This window comes from Delftia acidovorans NBRC 14950 (genome assembly GCF_001598795.1).
GTDB lineage: Bacteria > Pseudomonadota > Gammaproteobacteria > Burkholderiales > Burkholderiaceae_C > Comamonas > Comamonas acidovorans.
This window is the reverse complement of sequence record NZ_BCZP01000009.1, coordinates 36,361-55,090: the sequence shown is the minus strand read 5'-3', so window position 1 is coordinate 55,090 and position 18,730 is coordinate 36,361. Positions and strand designations below refer to the sequence as shown.

Genomic DNA, 18,730 nt, shown 5'->3' with positions numbered 1-18,730 from the left:
CGTGACTTTTTCAGTTCCCATTCCAACCAGGAGATTGCCGCCATGCCTTTGAACGCTTCCCAATCCAGCCACGCCGCCACTTCGCAGCCCTCCACCCCGTCCACCGCCGTGAAGCTGTTGATGGCTGCGGGCATGGTGCTGGCCCTGGGCGCCTGTGGCAGCCAGGCCAAGCCTCCTGCCGCAGCCTCCGCATCGACCCCGGCAGCCGTCACGACAGCGCCCGCCTCCCGCAATGTGGCCATGGCCCAGCTGCAGCCCACGCAAGGCAGCAAGGTCAGCGGCAGCCTGCAGTTCACGGCACAGGCCGATGGCAGCGTGCGCGTGCAAGGCTCCATCCAGGGGCTGGCGCCGAACAGCGAGCACGGCTTTCACGTCCATGAAAAAGGCGATTGCTCCAGCCCTGACGGCCTGAGCGCGGGCGGCCACTTCAACCCGACCGGCCAGGCCCATGGACGCTTCGATTCTTCGACCCATCACACGGGCGACCTGCCCAGCCTGCGATCCGATGCCCAAGGCATGGCAAGCATCGACTTCGTGTCGCGCGGCCTTGCATTGGACCAGGGCCCCAATAGCGTGGTGGGTCGTGGCCTGATCGTGCACAAGGACCCGGACGACTACACCACGCAACCCACAGGCAATTCGGGCGCGCGCCTGGCCTGTGCGGTGATCACGCGCGGTTGACTGGGCAGGGCTCAGATCAACTTCAGGCGCGCCTGCAGCACCGACTCTGCCCGCGCCAGATCGTCCAGAGTGTCGATGTCGGTGAGCACGCCGGCATCGTCCACCTCCACCTGGACCACATTTCCGGCCTCGCGCAGTGCTTTCAGCACAGGCGCACCGCCCTTCTCGCCACTCAACGCCATGAGCGCCTCGCCGCAGGCCACCCCAAAACCTACGGGATGCCCCCATTGGCCAGCATGAAGGGGCTGCGCCGCCTGCGCTCCGCAGCGCAGCGCATCGGCCACTTTCAGCAGCGTCTGCGGGCTCACCAGCGGCAGGTCGGCAGGCAGCACCAACCAGCCCGGTGCATCTGCCGTGGCGCGCACGGCGGCGGCCAGCGAGTCACCCATGCCCGGGTAGCCTGCATCCTCCAGGTGCCAGGGCAGACCGCTGGCGCGCACGGCGGCCAGCGTGTGATCGAGCACCGTGCTGCCGCCCAGCGGTGCGGACAGCTTGTGCAGGGTGCCGCCCGAGGCACGGAAACGCTCGCCACGGCCCGAAGCAAGGATGAGCACGCAAGGGCGGTCTTTGAAGTCTGTGAGCATGCGCAACTTTAGCGCGGCAAATCAGGTGGCGGGCGCAGGCACAATGCTGGCCATGAGCAGCATTTCCACCTCGATCGCCGATCTGCGCAAAAGCTACGAGCGCGCGGAACTGAGCGAATCGGCCTCCCTGGCCGATCCGCTGCAGCAGTTTGACCAATGGCTGCAGGAAGCCCTGAGCGCCCAGGTGCCCGAGCCCAATGCCATGACGCTGGCCACCGTGGGCGGCGACCTGCGGCCCAGCACGCGCATCGTGCTCATCAAGGGCTATGACGAGCGCGGCCTGGTCTGGTACACCAACTACGACAGCCGCAAGGGCCAGCAACTGGCGGGCAATCCGTTTGCAGCGCTGCAGTTCCACTGGGTGGAGCTTGAGCGCGTGGTGCGCATCGAGGGCCGCGTGGAAAAGGTCAGCGATGCCGAAAGCGACGCCTACTTCAACAGCCGCCCGCTGGACTCGCGCATTGGCGCCTGGGCCAGTCCGCAAAGCCAGGTCATCAGCGGCCGCAGCGTACTGGTGGCCAATGCGGCAAAGTACGGCGCGCAATTCCTGCTGAACCCGCCGCGCCCGCCGCACTGGGGTGGATTCAGGCTCGTGCCCGAACGCTGGGAATTCTGGCAAGGCCGCAAGAGCCGCCTGCATGACCGCCTGTGCTACCAGCTGGAAGCTGGAACCTGGCTGCGCCAGCGCCTGGCGCCCTGATCCCCTGGATTGCTGGCGCTGCTCCTGCTGAAAGCCGTCAGCCCAGCAGACGCTGGGCCAGCCACAGCATCAGCGGCACGGTAAGCAGGGCCAGCGCCGTGGACACCGCAATGCTGGCGGACACCTCCTCCTGCATCACGCCATAGCGCTGTGTGAACAGGAACACGTTGGCCCCCACGGGCAGTGCAGCCGCCGTGAACATCACGGCCACCGGCAGGCCGCCCAGACCTAAGGCCCAGGCCAGCGCAAGCAGCAGCAGCGGATGCACCAGGCTCTTGACCAGCGCTATGCCCACTGCCTCGCGCAGGTTCTGGCCCACCTTGGTATAGGCCAGGGTCACACCCACCAGCAGCAGCGCCATGGGGCCGAGTGCCTGGCCCAAGACCTGCAGGGAGCGATCCACCACGCCAGGAAGAACCAGCCCGGTCTGTGCGAACAGCAGGCCGGCGAGTATGGGCAGCGGCACAGGATGGACGATGCCGTTGCGCACCGCCTGCAGCACCGTGCGCCACATGGGGCGCGGCGCGCTCTGGCCCGACCGCTGGTGCTCGCGGGCCTCGGCCAGCTCGAACACGATGGTGGCCGCCGTGAGCAGAATCAGTGCGTGCAGCGAAACGAGGGTGAACAGCGTCACCAGACCGCCCTCCCCGTAGACCAGCCCCACCAACGGCACGCCGATCATGACGGTGTTGCTGAACATATTGGCCAGCCCCCGCGCGGCCGAACGCGTGGAAAAACCGCCCAGGACCATGGACACCCCGAAGATCAGCGCAGTCGCCAGGAAATACAGCGCCACGGGCTGAAAGTCCAGCTCCTGCACCCGCACCGCGCCCATGGTGCGGAACAGCAGCGCCGGCGTGAGCACCAGGAAAACGAGGTTGGACAAATCCTTGATGGCAGCGGCCCGCACCCAGCCCAGGCGGGCGGCGAGAAAGCCTGCGCCAATGCAAAGAATGACGGGGATAAGGGAGGCAAAGACGGGAGAGTTCACTGAAGCGGGATCGGGAAGCTGCGCCTGCGCAGGCTGGCGGCGCGCGCAGATTATGCGCTGCAGGCCCGGCACTGCCTCATTCAGGCTTCTTCCAGGGCCTCGAAGGCCTGGGCCAGATGGTCGATGAGCAGCCGCACGGCGGGCAATTGCCCGCTCCGGGATGCGTACACCACATGGATCAGCTCGCGGCGCGGCTCCCAGCCTGGCAGGACGTTGAGGAGCTCGCCGCGCGAGAACTCGCCATCCACGAACATGCGCGGCAACTGCACCACGCCCACGCCGGCCAACGCCGCATCGCGCAGGGTCAGCATGGCGCGCGTGACCAGGCGCGGATGATGACGGATCTCGGCAAGTGCACCGTCCGGGCCGTTGAGTACCCATCGGTGCTCGTCCTGCGGCTGGCCCAGGTCCATGCTGGGCAGGCGCTCCAGGTCGGCGGGGCCCGTGGGGCGGCCATGTGCCTGCAGCAACGCGGGGCTGGCAACCAGGCACTGCACCCTTTCGGCCAACACACGCAGCATGGTCATTGTTCTTTATTCAGGACGATGAAGGCAAATTTTGCCATCTACCGCATTCATCGTTCAAATTCTAAGATTCTCCCATGTGCAAAAAGTGGCTGGCGCTAACGCTGCGGCAGCCACGATTCCCAAGGAGAAGCAAATGCTCAAGAAGATGCTCGGCGTCTACAGCGCTCCCCGTGCCCATTGGGTGGGCGACGGCTTTCCCGTGCGCTCGCTGTTCAGCTATGGCAACCATGGTGCGGCTCTGAGCCCCTTTCTGCTGCTGGACCACGCAGGCCCCGCCAGTTTCGAGCCGGCTGTCCAGCCTCGCGGCGTGGGCGTGCATCCGCACCGCGGCTTCGAGACCGTGACCATCGTCTATGAGGGCGAAGTCGAGCACCGGGACTCGACCGGTGCTGGCGGCCTGATCGGCCCTGGCGACGTGCAGTGGATGACGGCCGGCTCGGGCATCCTGCATGAGGAATTCCATTCCCATGCGTTCACCGAACGCGGCGGGCGACTGGAGATGGTGCAGCTGTGGGTAAACCTGCCCGCCAGGGACAAGTCGGTTGCGCCTGGCTACCAGACCCTGGTGGATGGACAGATCCCGTCCGTGGAACTGCCAGGCGGCTCAGGCCGGGTGCGGGTGATTGCCGGAGCCTTTGGGAACAGCCAGGGGCCGGCGCGCACCTTCACGCCCATCAATGTCTGGGACCTGCGCCTGAAAGCCGGCAGCACCACCGAGCTGCGCGCCAAGCCCGGACATACGCTGGCCCTGGTCGTGCTGCATGGCACGGTGCTGGTCAACGACGGCGAGGTTGTTCGCGAAGGCCAGTTGGTGCACTTCGATCGCGAGGCTGATCTGGTGCGCCTGGAGGCCAACAACGACGCCACCGTGCTGTGGCTGGAGGGCGAGCCCATCGAAGAGCCCGTGGTGGGCCACGGCCCGTTCGTGATGAACAGCGAGGTCGAGATCCGCGAGGCCATTGCCGACTTCAACGCTGGCCGATTCGGGCGCATGGCGGCTTGACCGCTGCGGCCCCTGTCCTGAGGACAGGGGCCGCCTTCTGCCCTCCCCTTGCTTCCCCTGGACCAGCGCTTGCGATCACCAGCGCGCAGAGCCGGCGGGTGCTTAAAAGTGCACAACACACTCTAGAGACGTGCCAAGGACTCGAATCCAAGCCGAACGGCCCTTTTTCTGGCGACTTGTTGCCACTGGTGTCCATCAGTCGATAACAAGGTTGCCGCTTGACTTCATGTAAGTTACATTGAACAGCTCCATTGGTTGACTCGTTTTGTTCTCAACGCCCATGACTTCATCACCATCTCAGGCACCCGCTGCCGGCAAGCCGCCGTCCACCGTCCCCGACGGACTGGCCCTGTTCCGGCATTGGCTGGAAACCGAGGGCGCCAAGGGCTGGGATGCCCTGGACACGGCACCCGACAGCGGCTACGAAAAGGTATGGCGTGCCTGGCTGCGCAGCCTGGGCGATGCCGGCATGTCAGCCAAAGAAGGTCCTCCCTCCCCTGCCACGCCGAAAGGGAAAGTCAAGGCGAAGGCCCGCGCCTGGCAACAGGCCACCGCCGTTGATGTCCAGAATTTCCTGCGCCCGCGCGAAGGCCAGTTGTCGGGCCACCAGCCCGGCCGCCGCATCAGCGAGGTCACGCGCAGGCGCTACTGGCGATTGCTGGAACGCATTTACGACCATGCGCTGGACCACGGCTGGGTCAGCGCCAATCCCGCCGCAGGGCTGGCGCCGCAGGAACGTCCACCTGCCGAAGACGGCCAGGGCCATTGCCTTCCCGCGCCGCTGTGGAATGCCCTGCCCCGCCACATACCGATGGCCGACGGCTTTCAGTCGGCGCGCGACCGCGCCATTTTGCTGCTGCTGTACGAACTGGCGCTGGCGCCCGAGGAGGTGCGCGGCCTGTGCTGGCGCGATGTGCAATTCGCCGGACCAGGCGATGGCCTCCCCTGTCAATTGCATATCGATGGCGCACGCGCCGCGCAGCAGCGCACGCTGGATCTGTCGGAAACGGTGGTGAAGGCGCTGCAGGACTGGAAAGGCTTCAGCGCCGGCCAGCGCGGACCGGAGGCCGTTCAACCCGATGCCACGGTCTTTTATTCGCGTGAGGGGCAGCCGCTGTCAGTGCGCGTGCTGTTCCATGTGGCGTCGCAACTGATACAGCGCGCCCATGCCGCGCAGCCTGCCTCGGCGCAGCAGGCGCCGCTGCACCGCGTCGGCCCGCAGGTGCTGCGCAACACGGCCATCGTGCAGTGGCTGCGCGCGGGCCGTGCCGAGACCGAAGTCGTGCAGTGGATAGGCGTTGACAGCGCGCGCGCCCTGCGCCATCTGCAGCATTACCTGTAGCAGACGGCGCGGGGAGCGCAGCGGACAACCCGCCTTAGAACGACACCTTGACGCCCACCGTGATATTGCGCCCCATCAGCGGCGCAGCGTTCTTGATGAACGAGGTGTGGGCGAAGGCCAGGCGGTTGGTCAGGTTGTTGCCCTTGATGAAGAAATGCCAGGGCATGCCACCCGAGGTGCGCAGCGTGTAGCTGGCAGAGACGTTGAGCATGCCGTAGCCGTCCGTCTCGGTCTCATAGGCGGTGACGCGGTTCTGGCGCAGCACCTGCACCCATTCGGCCTGGGCATCCCAGCCCTTGTAGAAGGTGTCCACGCGCAGGCCCACGCGCGCAGCGGGGATGCGCGGCAAGGCGGAGCCGTCTTCCAGCCGCGCACGCACGGCGTCACCGAACAGGGTCACGCCCCACTGGCGCGACAGCTTCTGGCGCACCTGGCCCTCCACGCCGGTGAAGCGCGCATCGGCCTGGGTGTACTGCAGCAGTTGCAGGCCATCGTGCTCATCCAGCGTGGCGCCGTAGATGTAGCCCTTGACGCGATGGTGGAAGGCATTGACGCTGAACGTGGTGTCGCCCGCCGTCTTGCGCAGGCCGATGTCCAGCGCCTGCGAGCGTTCACGCTTGAGGTCGGCATTGCCGCGCTCATAGGTGGAAGTCGCCATGTGCAGGCCGTTGGCGTACAGCTCCTCGGCCGTGGGCAGGCGGTTGCCCTGCGTCAGCGAAGCCGAGAGGCTGTAGCCCGGGGTGAACTTCCACACCGAGCCCAGCGAGAACGATGTGCCGCTGTGGCTGCGCGAGATGCCGCTTTGCTGGGCGTCCACGGTCTGGCGCTCGTGGCGCAGCGCAGCCTGCCAGCGCCAGTCCTGCCAGCGGTATTCCTCCAGCAGGTAGATGCTGTTGCGGCGGGTTTCGGTGGGCTGCACATAGGCCTCCTCACCCTCGGCACTGAATTTGCGCTGCACGGTCTGCAGGCCGATGACGCCGCGCCAGCCGGCGATGGGCTCCAGCTCTGCCTCCACGCGCAGGTCATGGGCGCGGTTCTTGAACGTGGTCGAGACCTGGCCGCCTTCGATCTCGTCATGGCGATAGTCGGTCCAGCCACCGCGCACGCGCAGCGCCGCGATGCCAGCCGTCGGATTGCGCCATTCGCCGCGCAGATCCCAGCGCTCGCTGTTGAGATCGACCACCGGCACGCTGCCATGGTCGTGATCGTGTTCGTCGCCGCCATGGTCATGTCCGTCCTCGTCGCCGTGGTCATGGCCGCCGCAGTGCAGATGGTCGCCATGGGTGTGGCAGCCCTCGAAGCTGTGGTTGTGGCCTGGCAGGCCATAGCGCGCGGTCTGGCGCGTGTAGGCCAGGCCCAGGTAGCCTTGCGTGCCGATCCAGGACAGGCCCAGGCTGCCCGTGTCCGTGCGGTTGAAGCTGCCGCCCACGCGCCCCTGGGACCGGCCGTTGGGCGCCCAGCCGCTGCCCACGCGGTAGTCGCCGGCATCGCGCGCCATGCCCTCGGCGTGGATGGCCAGCTGGCCGGCGCCGCCCGTCAGCGAGAAAGCGCCCGCCGTCTCGCCCGCGCCGGTGCTGCCGCGCAGCTGGGCCGAGCCCGTGATGCCGTTCTTGGGAATGGACGTGGGAATCTTGTCGTCCAGGATGTTGACCACGCCGCCCATGGCGCCACCGCCGCCGTAGATCAGCGCCGAGGGGCCGCGCAGCACTTCGATCTGCGTGGCCAGCATGGGCTCGCTGGCCACGGCATGGTCAGGGCTGATGGTGGAGGCATCGTGCAGCTCGGAACCATCGCTGAGGATTTGCACGCGCGGGCCGTCCATGCCGCGGATGATGGGCCGGCTTGCGCCTGCGCCGAAATGGCTGGCATGGATGCCGGGCTCGCCGTCCAGCGTCTCGCCCAGCGTGGCGGCCTGGCGCAGCGTGAGCACGTCGCCTTCCAGCACCGTGGCCGGCGTGGACATGTCGGCCGAGGTCAGGCCCAGGCCGCTGGCCTTGACCGTCACCTCATTGAGCACGGGGGCATCACTGCGCGGCACGCCCGTCTCGGCGGTAGCTGCGGCTGCGGGTCCTGCTGCGGGTACGGGGTCGGCAGGCTCTGCCGCCATGGCCAGGCCGCCCGTCGCCGGGCCCAGCACGCCTGCCAGCAGCAGTTGCTGCAGCAGCGGGCGCAGTTTCGTCCTCTCCCCCTGCGCCTTGGCGTCCTGGTGGTATTGCTTTGTTGTCACTCTCATCACTGGTCTTCCCGGCAGCGGCCGGCCACGGCCCTACGGGCGTGGAAATCCGGGCGCTGCAAAAAATGGCGTCGGAAGCGGACGGCCACGGCGCGCCCTGCAGGCGCATGCGGCCATCCGATCGGATATGCATTCAAGGAACTGCCGGACCTGGGCGCGGCGCCTTGTTGCGATCAATGCAGCAAGGCGCGGCCAAACGACTGTGCAGGGCGGGCGCATGCAGCGCCAGTCCCGGAGATTCAAGCCGCCAGGTAGACAGTGATGGGATGCGGGGGGCCCCGCGCATCGAAAAAGGCCGCCAGCATGCGGCCATCGCGCACGACGACCGGCTGGACGGGTTCGGCCTGCTCGCCCCAGAAAAGCGGCAAAGCCACGGCGGATGGCGGCCCCGCCATGCCTTCGTGCAACTGGTCCAGCAGTTGGCAATCCGCCGGGCCGTGGCCCGAGAACAGCGCATGGACCCAATCGACAGATGCATTGCAGGAAGTGGCAACCACCTCCACCGGGCCATGGAGCGTGGCTGCGGCCAGGCCGCCCGCGTGTACCACGCGGTGCATCTGGCCCAGCAACGGCGCCAGGGCAATGGACCAGACCAGCAGCCAGGCCACCAGCCAGGCCCGACCCGGCACAGCGCCGCGCAACGCAAGCCTTGAGGCCTGCGCTGGCAAGTGACGTTCCGGGCGTTGCAAGGGCATGGAGGGATCAGGGGCTGGATGGGCAGCGCAGAGTGTATGCGCCAATTTGCGGGGCAGGCTTCACCATCCCGTCACAAAGACAGGCGATTGCTCACGGCGCCACACGGCGGGCAGGACCGCACTCAATGCGCATGGCGCATGCCGCAGAACTTGCCCAGCGCAAGGCCCTTGCAATCGGCCTGCAGTTGCTTTTGGCATTGTTCGTGATCGCGGCCAGCAGCCAGGCACTGCGCGGCGGCTTCGTGGGCCTTGGCCATGGCGCGATGGCGTTCCATGTCGGCCCGGGCATGGGCATCGAGCGACGCCGAGGCGCCCTGTGCCTTGGCGTCCGGCTGGGCTTTCGCGTGGTCGTGGTCGTGGTCGTGGTCATGTGCCTGGGCTGCTGCGGCCAGGAAGACAGCGGCCAGGATCAAGGAAACGGGGCGCAACGGTGCAAGGGTCATGCGAAATCCTGAAGAGCTATGCAAGAGAAGAAAGGGGCTAAGGCGATCACCTCAGGCAGACGGGGCATTTCGGGATGGCCCTGCACTGCTGCAGTCCTGGCACAGCCCTGTCACTGCCACATCGATGGCCCGGCCCTGCAGGCCGCTGGCGGCCAGCGCCTGGCGCAGCTGCAGCAAAGCGGCCTGCAGCGGCTCGCCGCCCCCACCTCCCTCGCCGCCCAGCCGAAAAGCGCTGTGGCAATCCGCGCATTCGAAATGCGCAGCGGCATCGGCCTGCCTGGCCGCGCCCGGCACGGACCGGCTGTAGCGGGCCACGCGGGCAGCATCCACGCTGCGGCGCAACACACCGGCTGCCGCCAGGCGGTCCAGCAGCCGGTAGACGGTGACGCGGTTGACCTGCACGCCCTGGGCGTGCAGGGCCGCTTCCACATCGGCTTCGCTCAGGAGTGCGTCGGCCCGCGACTCCCACATCGCCAGCACGGCCCGCGTGGCACGCGTCGAACGCATGCCGGCAGGTATGGGCAGGGAAGTGGGGATCGGCAAGGACATGAGTGATCAAAGGTCAGGCCGCTGAACACGGCAGGGCAGCCAGGCGGCATTATCGCAACCGGGTTGCATTATGCCCGCGAATCACAACCGCTTACATCACGCGCCGCCACCCGCTCACGGCTTGACCCAGCGTGCAAAGGCGCCCCGGAACTTCTGCACCTTGGGCCCCACCACAAAGGCGCAGTAGCCCTGGTTGGGATGGTTGAGGAAGTAGTCCTGGTGATAGTCCTCTGCCGGCCAGTAGCTCGCCAGGGGCTGCACCTCGGTGACGATGGGCGCGTCGTAGGCGCCGGCCTGCGTGAGTTCGGAGATCAGCGTGCGCGCCACTTCGGCCTGTTGCTCATTCGTGGTGTAGATGCCGCTGCGGTACTGCGTGCCCACATCATTGCCCTGGCGGTTGAGCGTGGTCGGGTCGTGCGTGCCGAAGAACACGGTGAGCAGGTCGCGCAGCGGGATCACGGCTGGATCGAACTGCACGCGGATGACCTCGGAATGGCCGGTCTCGCCGGTGCAGATGTCCTCGTAGCTGGGATCGTCCAGATCGCCATTGGCGTAGCCGCTTTGCACGTCGCTCACGCCGCGCACGCGGTCGAAAACGGCTTCGGTGCACCAGAAACAGCCGCCGCCCAGATAAATGGTTTCAGTCGCCATATGCGCCTTTTCTGTGAAGAAATCGAAAAAATGACCACACGCAATGCATGCGGGCCGTCGCTCCTACAGGTTAGCCCATGCACAAGCCAGGTGACGACGAACGGTTCTGCGGTTACGATAACTAACCCATCAGTCATTAATTTTCCGTGACCGACTCCCCCGCCTCTTCACCCGCCCCCGCCGAGCCTTCCGGAAAGCGCAGCCGCCGCAAGCAGGAGCGTCCCGGCGAGTTGCTGGAAGCGGCACTCGACCTCTTCGTGGAAAAGGGCTACGCCGCCACCCGCGTCGAAGAAGTCGCCGCCCGCGCCGGGGTCTCCAAGGGCACGCTGTTCCTCTATTTCGCGAGCAAGCAGGAGCTTTTCAAGGCCGTGGTGCGCCACAGCATCGCGGGCCGCTTCGGCGAGTGGAGCGAAGAGCTCGACAACTACTGCGCACCTTCAACCGATCTGCTGCGCTACTGCTTCAAGTCCTGGTGGGAACGCATCGGCAGCACCAAGGCGTCGGGCATCACCAAGCTTATGCTCAGCGAGGCGGGCAATTTTCCCGAGCTGTCTCAGTTCTACCACCAGGAAGTGGTTCTTCCAGGCCATGAGCTGATCCGGCGCATCCTGCAGCGCGGCGTCGAGCGCGGCGAGTTCCGGCCCATGGATCTGGACCTGTCCGTGCACTGCGTGGTCGCCCCGATGATGTTTCTGATGATCTGGAAGCATTCGCTGGGCGGCTGCCTGCCCCATGGCGACTTCGATCCCGAGCAGTTTCTGGAATCCCAGATCGACTACCTGCTGCATGGCATGTGCCAGCCCCTTGCAGCCACCACACCCCCCTCCTCCCCGCCCACACCATGAAGCGTCGCACCGGCTGGCTGATCGGCCTGGCCTTATTGATCGCCATCGGCGCCAGCGTATGGCGCGCCGCATCCACCCGGCACAGCAAGCAAAGCGCCATCGCCGCGGCCACCCAGCCGCGCGAGATGCCGGTGCGTGTGGGTCCGCAGGAAGTGGTGCAGCTGCAGCCGCGCCAGCTGCAATTGACCGTGCCCGTCAGCGGCGTGGTGCAGGCCGTGCGCAGCGCCGTGGTCAAGGCCTATGTGGCCGGCGAGCTGCGCGGCCTTCAGGTGCGCGAGGGCGACAGCGTGCGCAAGGGCCAGGAACTGGCCCGCGTGGACGCCACCGAGGTCGAGGCCCGCTGGCGCCAGACCCGCCAGCAGGCCGATGCGGCCCAGGCGCAGCTGCAGCTGGCCCAGCGCCAGCACGACAACAACCAGGCCCTGGTCACCCAGGGCTTCATCTCGACCACGGCGCTGGCCACCTCCCAATCCAACCTCGACGCCGCACGCGCCAACCTGGCCGCCGCCCAGGCCGCCGCCGATGTGGCCCGCAAGAGCGTGACCGACAGCGTGCTGCGCAGTCCCATGGACGGCCAGGTTTCACAGCGCCTGGTGCAGGACGGCGAGCGCGTGGGCGTGGAAACGCGGGTGCTGGAGATCGTCGATACGTCCGACCTCGAAGTCGTGGCCCAGTTGGCGCCCGCCGATTCGGTGCGTGTGCAGGTCGGCCAGCAGGCCCTGTTGCAGGTCCAGGGCGCGGGCGACGATGTGGCCTCCGTGCCCGCGCGCGTGGTGCGAATCAACCCCAGCGCCCAGGCAGGTTCGCGCAGCGTGGCCGTCTATCTGCGTGTACAGGCTGCACCGGTCAACGCAGGCGCCGCCGTCAGATCCATCCCCATCGTGCGCCCGGGCCTGTACCTGCAGGGCAGCATTGTCACGGGGCAGACCGAACAGCTGGCCGTGCCCCTGACCGCCGTGCGCACCGACCAGCCCCAGCCCTATGTGCAGTTGCTGCAGCCTGCGGGCGAGTCCGAAGCGGACAAGACCCTGCTGCGCGTGCAGCACCGCCCGGTCACGCTGGGCAGCCAGAGCGCGCAGGATGGCGCCACCTGGATCGCCGTATCCACCGGCCTGCAGGCCGGTGACAGGGTGCTGGCCGGCAGCGTGGGCGGCCTGCGCGCGGGCACGGCCGTGCAGTTGCAACCATTGCAACAGGTGCAGCAACCCCAGGCTGCGCCAGCCCCCGGAGCCCGCTGACCATGTGGTTCACGCGCGTCAGCCTGGCCAACCCTGTGTTCGCCACCATGCTCATGCTGGCCCTCATGGTGCTGGGTGTGTTTTCCTACCAGCGACTCAAGGTGGACCAGTTCCCGAATGTGGACTTCCCCGTGGTCGTGGTCACGGTGGACTATCCGGGCGCCTCGCCCGAGATCGTGGAGTCCGAGGTCACCAAGAAGATCGAGGAAGGCGTCAACTCCATTGCCGGCATCAACGCGCTGACCTCGCGCAGCTATGAGAGCACCAGCGTCGTCATCATCGAATTCCAATTGCATGTCGATGGCCGCCGCGCTGCCGAAGACGTGCGCGAGAAGGTGGCCTCGGTGCGCCCCACCCTGCGCGACGAGGTCAAGGAGCCACGCGTGCTGCGCTTCGATCCGGCCAGCTCGCCCATCTGGTCCGTGGCCGTGCTGCCCCAGGCCGATGCCGGCGCCAAGGCGCCCGATGCCGTCGCCCTGACCAGCTGGGCCGACCAGGTCCTCAAGAAGCGGCTGGAGAACGTGCGCGGCGTGGGCGCCGTCAACCTGGTGGGCGCCACGCCGCGCGAGATCAACATCTACCTGCAGCCCGAGGCGCTGGAAGCCTATGCCATCACGCCCGACCAGATCGTGAACGCCGTGCGCAGCGAGAACCAGGACCTGCCGCTGGGGGCCATCCGCTCGCGCGAGCAGGAGCGCGTGGTGCAGATCGACGCACGCATGAAGCGCCCCCAGGACTTCGAGCGCATCATCGTCGCCCAGCGCGGCGGCGCTCCCGTGCGGCTGGGCCAGCTGGCGCGCGTGCAGGACGGCGCGGGCGAACTGGAAACCGTGGCCCTGTACAACAGCAGCCGCACCCTGCTGCTGTCCGTGCAGAAGGCCCAGGACGAGAACACCATCGAAGTCGTGGACGGCCTGAACGCCACGCTGCGCGAGATCGCCGCCGAAGTGCCGGCCGGCGTGCGGCTGGAGTCGATTGCCGACAGCGCCCGCCCCATCCGCGTGGCCGTCAACAACGTGCGCCAGACGCTGATCGAGGGCGCGGCACTGACGGTGCTCATCGTCTTCCTGTTCCTGAACTCCTGGCGCTCCACGGTGATCACGGGGCTGACGCTGCCCATTGCGCTGATCGGCACCTTTTTGTTCATGTACTGGTTCGGCTTCTCGATCAACATGATCACGCTGATGGCGCTATCGCTGTGCGTGGGCCTGCTGATCGACGACGCCATCGTGGTGCGCGAGAACATCGTGCGCCACGTGCAGATGGGCAAGGACGCGCATGCGGCCGCGCTGGACGGCACGCAGGAGATCGGCCTGGCCGTGCTGGCCACCACGCTGTCCATCGTGGCGGTGTTCCTGCCCATCGGCTTCATGGGCGGCATCATCGGCAAGTTCTTCCACGAATTCGGCATCACCATCGTGGCGGCCGTGATGATCTCCATGTTCGTGAGCTTCACGCTGGACCCCATGCTCTCCAGCGTCTGGCATGACCCGACCATCCACGCCCATGGCGACAAGCGCGGCAACAGCCTCTACGACCGCACGCTGGGCCGGGTCACGGCCTGGTTCGAGCGCGCCACCGAATCGCTGTCCCACTTCTACCAGGACGTGCTGGGCTGGGCGCTGCGCCACAAGATCACCACGCTGGCGGCGGCGCTGGCCATCTTCGTGGCCAGCATCTTCCTGGTGCCGCTGCTGGGCACGGAATTCGTGCCCAAGGCCGATTTCTCGGAAACCACGGTGAGCTTCAACACGCCCGTGGGCTCGTCCATCGAGGCCACGGAGGCCAAGGCCCGCCAGGTCGATGCCATCATCCGCGCCCTGCCCGAGGTCCGCTACACGCTGGCCACCATCAACACCGGCACGGCCCAGGGCAAGATATACGCCAGCATCTACATCCGCTTGCTGGACCGCCACCTGCGCCAGCGCAGCGGCGATGAACTCTCGGGCGTGCTGCGCGAGCAGCTGCAAAGCGTGCCCGGCATCACCGTCACCCATGTGGGCCAGCGCGAACCCGTGGGCGGGCAAAAACAGGTCGAATTCTCGCTGCAGGGCCCGGACCTGGGTGAGCTGGAGCGCCTGAACCGCGTGGTGATGGAACGCCTGCGCGGCATTCCCGGACTGGTGGACCTGGACAGCAGCCTCAAGCCCGACAAGCCCGTGATCGACATCACCGTGCGGCGCGATGCGGCCGCCGACCTGGGCCTGTCGGTAGGCTCCATGGCCGCCGCTCTGCGCACCTGGGTGGCGGGCCAGACCGTGGGCAACTGGCGCGCCAGCGACGACCAGACCTATGACGTCAAGGTGCGCCTGGCGCCCGAGTCGCGCAGCACGCCCCAGGACCTGGAGCGCCTGCCCTTCGCCCTGCCCTCCACCTCGGGCGACGGCGGCATGCGCATCGTGCGGCTGAACCAGGTGGCCACCGTCACGCCCGCCACCGGCCCCAGCCAGATCAACCGCCGCGACATGACGCGCGAGGTCGCCTTCAGCGGCAACGTCTACCTGCGCTCCAGCGGCGAGGTCTCGGCCGACATCCGCAATGCCCTGGCCGACATCGCCCTGCCGCCCGGCTACCGCACACAGTTCAGCGGCGCCACCAAGAGCATGAACGAATCGTTCGGCTATGCGGTGTCTGCCCTGGCGCTGGCCATCATCTTCATCTACATGATCCTGGCCAGCCAGTTCAAGAGCTTCCTGCAGCCGCTGGCGCTGATGACCTCGCTGCCGCTGACGCTGATCGGCGTGGTGCTGGCGCTGATGATGTTCGGCTCGGCCCTGTCCATGTTCTCCATCATCGGCGTGGTCATGCTCATGGGACTGGTCACCAAGAACGCGATCTTGCTGGTGGACTTCGCCATCCGTGCGCGCGGCCCGCACAGCGACCCGGACACCGGCCAGATCCGCGACGGCCTGCCGCGCGAGCAGGCCCTGCTGCTGGCGGCGCGCGTGCGGCTGCGCCCCATTCTGATGACCACGCTGGCCATGATCTTCGGCATGGTGCCGCTGGCCTTCGCACTCAGCGAAGGCTCCGAGCAGCGCGCGCCCATGGGCCAGTCGGTGATCGGCGGCGTGGTCACCTCGTCGCTGCTGACCCTGGTGGTCGTGCCCGTGGTCTATTGCTACCTTGACGACTTCTCCCAGTGGCTGCGGCGCCTGTGGAACGGCAACCGGCACGACGCGGCACCCGGCCAAGGCGCCGCCAGCGCGCCCACCCCGCCGCGAGACTCGTAGAATCAAAGGTTTGTCCTGACAAGTCTTTCTCCGGAGATACCCCATGAGCCTGCCCCTGAACAGCCTGCCCGAACACCACAGCGCCCAAGCGCACGCGCGCTACAACATGATCGAGCAACAGATCCGCCCCTGGAACGTGCTTGATGAAGAAGTGCTGGCGCTGCTGGGCAAGGTGCACCGCGAGAATTTCGTGCCGCCCGAGCATGCCGGCCTGGCCTTCATGGACCTGGAAATCCCCCTGGTCGCCCCGACCGAGGAAGCCGCCGCCAAGGGCTGGTGCATGCTGGCCCCGCGCATCGAGTCCCGCATGCTGCAGGACCTGAAGATCAAGCCCACCGACCGCGTGCTGGAAATCGGCGCCGGCTCGGGCTACATGGCCGCCCTGCTGGCCGCCCAGGCCAAGGAAGTCGTGACACTGGAAATCGTCCCCGAGCTGGCCGAGATGGCCCGCGAGAACCTGCTGGGCGCCGGCATCACCAATGCCGAGGTCAAGCTGGCCGATGGCGCCACGGCAGCGGCCGCTCTGGGCCAGTTCGACGCCATCGTGCTCAGCGGCTCGGTCGCCCAGGTGCCCCAGTCCCTGCTGGCCCAGCTCAACGATGGCGGCCGCCTGGCAGCCATCGTCGGCCAACTGCCCATGATGCGTTTCACGCTGGTGCAAAAGAACGGCCACCAGTTCGAAACCAGCCAGCCCTGGGACGTGGTGACCGCACGCCTGGCCAACTTCGAAGAGCCTTCGCGCTTCACGTTCTGAAATCCGCCACGGCGGCCGGGGTCCAGAGGATTTCGGCCGCTGCGGCAACTCCACTCCATTCCGCAAGGATCTTTCCGATGCTTCCCCAAGTGCCTCCCGCGCAACTCAACGATTGGCTGACCCAGCACTCCAGCGGCTCCGATGCCCTGCCCCTGGTGCTGGACGTGCGCGAGCCCTGGGAAGTGGCCCAGGCCAGCGTACGCCCCGAGGGCTTCGAGCTGCGCTGCATCCCCATGGGCGAGATTCCCTCGCGCCTGCAGGAGCTCGATCCGGATCACCCCACAGCCTGCCTGTGCCATCACGGCGCACGCAGCATGCATGTCGCTGCCTTCCTGATGAACAACGGCTTCGAGACCGTGGCCAATATCAGCGGAGGCATCGATGCCTGGTCGCGCGAGCGCGACCCAGGCGTGCCGCGCTACTGAGCGGCAACACGCAAAAGAAACCCGGGACACGGCGGTACACCAGCCGTCCCCGGTGCTTCGTGACGACTGTGTTTTGATTCGAGGACCTCTATGCCCCTGCTTCGGCCCCTTGCCCCTGTCGCTTCCGCCCTGACCCGCCCATACGCCTGGCCCCTGCGCCACATGGCCTTGCTGCTGTGCGCGGCCGGCATGGGCTCGGCCCTGGCACAGGCTCCTGCCCCAGCCGTCCTTGCGCCCGCCCCTGCGGCTCCGCAGTCTGCCCTGCCCTCTCTGACAGCCTCAGCGGCCACGGGCCAGAACCTGTCCGAACTGGTGGCCAAGGCCCGCGGCTACGACGCCCAGTGGCAGGCCCAGCAGGCCGACGCCCAGGCCGCCGCCAGCCGCGCCGAGCAGGCACGCTCGGGCCTGTTGCCCAGCGTGGGTCTGCAGGCCGGTGCCAACACCTCGCATGTGGAAGTCAGCGTGCTGCCGGGGAGCTTTCGCTCGCCCCAGCAGAACCTGCAGCTCAGCGCCCAGCAGCCGCTGTACCGCCCGGCCAACAAGATCGCCTACGACCAGGGCCAGCGCGGCGTGGACGTGGCGCGCGCCCAGTTGGACAGCGGCGAGCAGAACCTGCTGGTGCGCGTGGCCCAGGCCTACTTCGATGTCCTCGGCGCCCAGGACAGCCTGGCCGTGGTCAAGGCACAGAAGGCCGCCATTGCACAGCAGCTGGAATTTGCCAAGCGCAACTTCGAGGTCGGCACGGCCACCATCACCGACTCGCGCGAAGCCCAGGCCCGGTTCGACCTGGCCGGCGCGCAGGAAATCGCCGCCGAGAACGATCTGCGTGTCAAGCGCCTGGTGCTGGACCAGATCGTTGGCGCCGTGGGCACCGTGCCCCGCCCCCTGGCTCAGCCGCTGCAGTTGCCGGCCCTGATGCCCTCCGACGCCCAGGCCTGGGTGGACACCGCACTGCAAGGCCAGCCCCAGCTGCGCCAGGCCCGCCTGGCGCTGGACATCGCCCAGCTGGAAACGAAGAAAGCCGAGGCCGGCCACAAGCCTACCGTGGACCTGCAGGCCGGCTACGTGGTCAACCGCTATCCCAACGGCTCGGTCACACCGCAGATCGGCACCAGCTACCGCACCAATGCCGCCAGCGTGGGCGTGGTCATGAACCTGCCCCTGTTCGCCGGCTTTGCCGTGCAAAACCGCATCAAGGAAACCCTGGCGCTGGAAGACAAGGCGCGCGCACAGCTCGACGACGCCCAGCGCAACGTGGAGCAGAGCACGCGCACGGCCTTCTTCGGCGTGCAGTCGGGCCAGGCACAGGTCAAGGCGCTGGAGGCCGCGCTGGCGTCCAGCCAAAGCGCGCTGGACGCCAACAAGCTCGGCTACGAGGTCGGCGTGCGCATCAACATCGATGTGCTCAACGCACAGAGCCAGCTCTACCAGACCCAGCGCGACCTGGCCCTGGCGCGCTACCAGGTGCTGCTGGGCCAGCTCAAGCTGCGCCAGGCCGCCGGCACGCTCAGCGACGACGACCTGCGCGCCATCGATGCGCTGACGCTCCGCGCGCCAGCCCCTTGAATCCCTGAAGCGCCCGCACGGCCGGCAGTGCCCCGGGCTGATGCCCGGCCGCCGCGGGCCGCGCGCCTGGCGCCGCAGCCCTGTGCTCTGGCAAAGCCGAGGCACGCAAACCCGCCACGACCAGAATCCAGGCAGCCAGCGCGCACAGCACCGCCAGACGGCTCAGCAAGGAACAGCGGGAGAGTCTTGGCATGCGCGCCTTGCCTTCGTGGGAGTTGTCGAGCGGGCCACTGTGGCAAACCAGCCTGAAGACCTGCCCCGGCTTTCCTGAAG

17 protein-coding genes and 1 pseudogene are annotated in these 18,730 nt (G+C 67.4%); 10 read left to right on the top strand and 8 right to left on the bottom strand.

The window, feature by feature from the left end; translation table 11 throughout:
- Window positions 1–42: 42 nt before the first annotated feature.
- Window positions 43–681, top strand: coding sequence for a superoxide dismutase family protein (locus DA1_RS13555; protein ID WP_034398640.1), 639 nt, complete (start codon window positions 43–45; stop codon window positions 679–681).
- An 11-nt stretch (window positions 682–692) separates the two neighbouring features.
- Here the strand turns inward: DA1_RS13555 and DA1_RS13550 are convergent, their stop codons facing one another.
- On the bottom strand, window positions 693–1,265 hold the full coding sequence (locus tag DA1_RS13550) for a nucleotidyltransferase family protein (protein WP_034394129.1): 573 nt from the start codon (window positions 1,263–1,265) through the stop codon (window positions 693–695).
- A gap of 52 nt (window positions 1,266–1,317) precedes the next feature.
- Between DA1_RS13550 and pdxH the strand changes: the two genes are divergently transcribed.
- Window positions 1,318–1,965, top strand: a complete 648-nt coding sequence (pdxH, locus tag DA1_RS13545; RefSeq protein ID WP_012205769.1) for a pyridoxamine 5'-phosphate oxidase — start codon at window positions 1,318–1,320, stop codon at window positions 1,963–1,965.
- Between the two features lie 37 nt (window positions 1,966–2,002).
- On the opposite strand, the gene DA1_RS13540 is transcribed toward pdxH, so the two are convergent.
- Window positions 2,003–2,956 carry an AEC family transporter gene (locus tag DA1_RS13540; RefSeq protein WP_034398641.1) on the bottom strand — a complete coding sequence of 318 codons (954 nt, stop codon included), beginning with the start codon at window positions 2,954–2,956 and terminating at the stop codon, window positions 2,003–2,005.
- Between the two features lie 80 nt (window positions 2,957–3,036).
- Window positions 3,037–3,474, bottom strand: a pseudogene (locus DA1_RS13535) (LysR substrate-binding domain-containing protein); the annotation flags it as partial.
- 142 nt (window positions 3,475–3,616) lie between these two features.
- Between DA1_RS13535 and DA1_RS13530 the strand changes: the two are divergent.
- Together DA1_RS13530 and DA1_RS13525 are read left to right on the top strand one after the other, a co-directional pair.
- Complete coding sequence (locus DA1_RS13530) at window positions 3,617–4,486, top strand: pirin family protein (RefSeq protein WP_034394131.1); 870 nt, start codon at window positions 3,617–3,619, stop codon at window positions 4,484–4,486.
- Between the two features lie 280 nt (window positions 4,487–4,766).
- A complete protein-coding gene (locus tag DA1_RS13525; protein ID WP_034394133.1) occupies window positions 4,767–5,828 on the top strand; it encodes a tyrosine-type recombinase/integrase in 1,062 nt (353 codons plus the stop codon).
- Window positions 5,829–5,862: 34 nt separating this feature from the next.
- On the opposite strand, the gene DA1_RS13520 is transcribed toward DA1_RS13525, so the two are convergent.
- The 5 genes from DA1_RS13520 to msrA form a co-directional block, all read right to left on the bottom strand.
- On the bottom strand, window positions 5,863–8,061 hold the full coding sequence (locus tag DA1_RS13520) for a TonB-dependent receptor domain-containing protein (RefSeq protein WP_034394135.1): 2,199 nt from the start codon (window positions 8,059–8,061) through the stop codon (window positions 5,863–5,865).
- 239 nt (window positions 8,062–8,300) lie between these two features.
- Complete coding sequence (locus tag DA1_RS13515; protein ID WP_034394138.1) at window positions 8,301–8,756, bottom strand: hypothetical protein; 456 nt, start codon at window positions 8,754–8,756, stop codon at window positions 8,301–8,303.
- 122 nt (window positions 8,757–8,878) lie between these two features.
- Window positions 8,879–9,199: a hypothetical protein gene (locus tag DA1_RS13510; protein ID WP_034394141.1), complete on the bottom strand. Its 321-nt coding sequence runs from the start codon at window positions 9,197–9,199 to the stop codon at window positions 8,879–8,881.
- A 51-nt stretch (window positions 9,200–9,250) separates the two neighbouring features.
- Window positions 9,251–9,748: a Fur family transcriptional regulator gene (locus DA1_RS13505; protein WP_230590859.1), complete on the bottom strand. Its 498-nt coding sequence runs from the start codon at window positions 9,746–9,748 to the stop codon at window positions 9,251–9,253.
- A gap of 114 nt (window positions 9,749–9,862) precedes the next feature.
- A complete protein-coding gene (gene msrA, locus DA1_RS13500) occupies window positions 9,863–10,399 on the bottom strand; it encodes a peptide-methionine (S)-S-oxide reductase MsrA (RefSeq protein ID WP_034394147.1) in 537 nt (178 codons plus the stop codon).
- A gap of 146 nt (window positions 10,400–10,545) precedes the next feature.
- Between msrA and DA1_RS13495 the strand changes: the two genes are divergently transcribed.
- From DA1_RS13495 to DA1_RS13470, 6 genes are all read left to right on the top strand, one after another.
- Window positions 10,546–11,244 (top strand): TetR/AcrR family transcriptional regulator, encoded by a 699-nt coding sequence (locus DA1_RS13495; protein WP_013802244.1) that lies wholly within the window; start codon window positions 10,546–10,548, stop codon window positions 11,242–11,244.
- A complete protein-coding gene (locus DA1_RS13490) occupies window positions 11,241–12,482 on the top strand; it encodes an efflux RND transporter periplasmic adaptor subunit (protein WP_034394150.1) in 1,242 nt (413 codons plus the stop codon). Before DA1_RS13495 ends, DA1_RS13490 begins: the two co-directional genes overlap by 4 nt.
- A gap of 2 nt (window positions 12,483–12,484) precedes the next feature.
- Complete coding sequence (locus DA1_RS13485; RefSeq protein WP_034394152.1) at window positions 12,485–15,712, top strand: efflux RND transporter permease subunit; 3,228 nt, start codon at window positions 12,485–12,487, stop codon at window positions 15,710–15,712.
- 43 nt (window positions 15,713–15,755) lie between these two features.
- Window positions 15,756–16,466, top strand: coding sequence for a protein-L-isoaspartate O-methyltransferase family protein (locus DA1_RS13480; protein WP_034394154.1), 711 nt, complete (start codon window positions 15,756–15,758; stop codon window positions 16,464–16,466).
- A 77-nt stretch (window positions 16,467–16,543) separates the two neighbouring features.
- Window positions 16,544–16,891 (top strand): rhodanese-like domain-containing protein, encoded by a 348-nt coding sequence (locus tag DA1_RS13475; protein WP_016447089.1) that lies wholly within the window; start codon window positions 16,544–16,546, stop codon window positions 16,889–16,891.
- Window positions 16,892–16,981: 90 nt separating this feature from the next.
- Window positions 16,982–18,457 (top strand): TolC family outer membrane protein, encoded by a 1,476-nt coding sequence (locus DA1_RS13470; RefSeq protein WP_034394157.1) that lies wholly within the window; start codon window positions 16,982–16,984, stop codon window positions 18,455–18,457.
- Window positions 18,458–18,730 lie beyond the last annotated feature (273 nt).

Excerpts from the sequence above, each read along its gene's own strand:
- DA1_RS13555 (WP_034398640.1), top strand. The coding sequence starts at position 43 with ATGCCTTTGAACGCTTCCCAATCCAGCCACGCCGCCACTTCGCAGCCC.
- DA1_RS13550 (WP_034394129.1), bottom strand. The coding sequence starts at position 1,265 with ATGCTCACAGACTTCAAAGACCGCCCTTGCGTGCTCATCCTTGCTTCG.
- pdxH (WP_012205769.1), top strand. The coding sequence starts at position 1,318 with ATGAGCAGCATTTCCACCTCGATCGCCGATCTGCGCAAAAGCTACGAG.
- DA1_RS13530 (WP_034394131.1), top strand. The coding sequence starts at position 3,617 with ATGCTCAAGAAGATGCTCGGCGTCTACAGCGCTCCCCGTGCCCATTGG.
- DA1_RS13525 (WP_034394133.1), top strand. The coding sequence starts at position 4,767 with ATGACTTCATCACCATCTCAGGCACCCGCTGCCGGCAAGCCGCCGTCC.
- DA1_RS13520 (WP_034394135.1), bottom strand. The coding sequence starts at position 8,061 with ATGAGAGTGACAACAAAGCAATACCACCAGGACGCCAAGGCGCAGGGG.
- DA1_RS13515 (WP_034394138.1), bottom strand. The coding sequence starts at position 8,756 with ATGCCCTTGCAACGCCCGGAACGTCACTTGCCAGCGCAGGCCTCAAGG.
- DA1_RS13510 (WP_034394141.1), bottom strand. The coding sequence starts at position 9,199 with ATGACCCTTGCACCGTTGCGCCCCGTTTCCTTGATCCTGGCCGCTGTC.
- DA1_RS13505 (WP_230590859.1), bottom strand. The coding sequence starts at position 9,748 with ATGTCCTTGCCGATCCCCACTTCCCTGCCCATACCTGCCGGCATGCGT.
- msrA (WP_034394147.1), bottom strand. The coding sequence starts at position 10,399 with ATGGCGACTGAAACCATTTATCTGGGCGGCGGCTGTTTCTGGTGCACC.
- DA1_RS13490 (WP_034394150.1), top strand. The coding sequence starts at position 11,241 with ATGAAGCGTCGCACCGGCTGGCTGATCGGCCTGGCCTTATTGATCGCC.
- DA1_RS13485 (WP_034394152.1), top strand. The coding sequence starts at position 12,485 with ATGTGGTTCACGCGCGTCAGCCTGGCCAACCCTGTGTTCGCCACCATG.
- DA1_RS13480 (WP_034394154.1), top strand. The coding sequence starts at position 15,756 with ATGAGCCTGCCCCTGAACAGCCTGCCCGAACACCACAGCGCCCAAGCG.
- DA1_RS13475 (WP_016447089.1), top strand. The coding sequence starts at position 16,544 with ATGCTTCCCCAAGTGCCTCCCGCGCAACTCAACGATTGGCTGACCCAG.
- DA1_RS13470 (WP_034394157.1), top strand. The coding sequence starts at position 16,982 with ATGCCCCTGCTTCGGCCCCTTGCCCCTGTCGCTTCCGCCCTGACCCGC.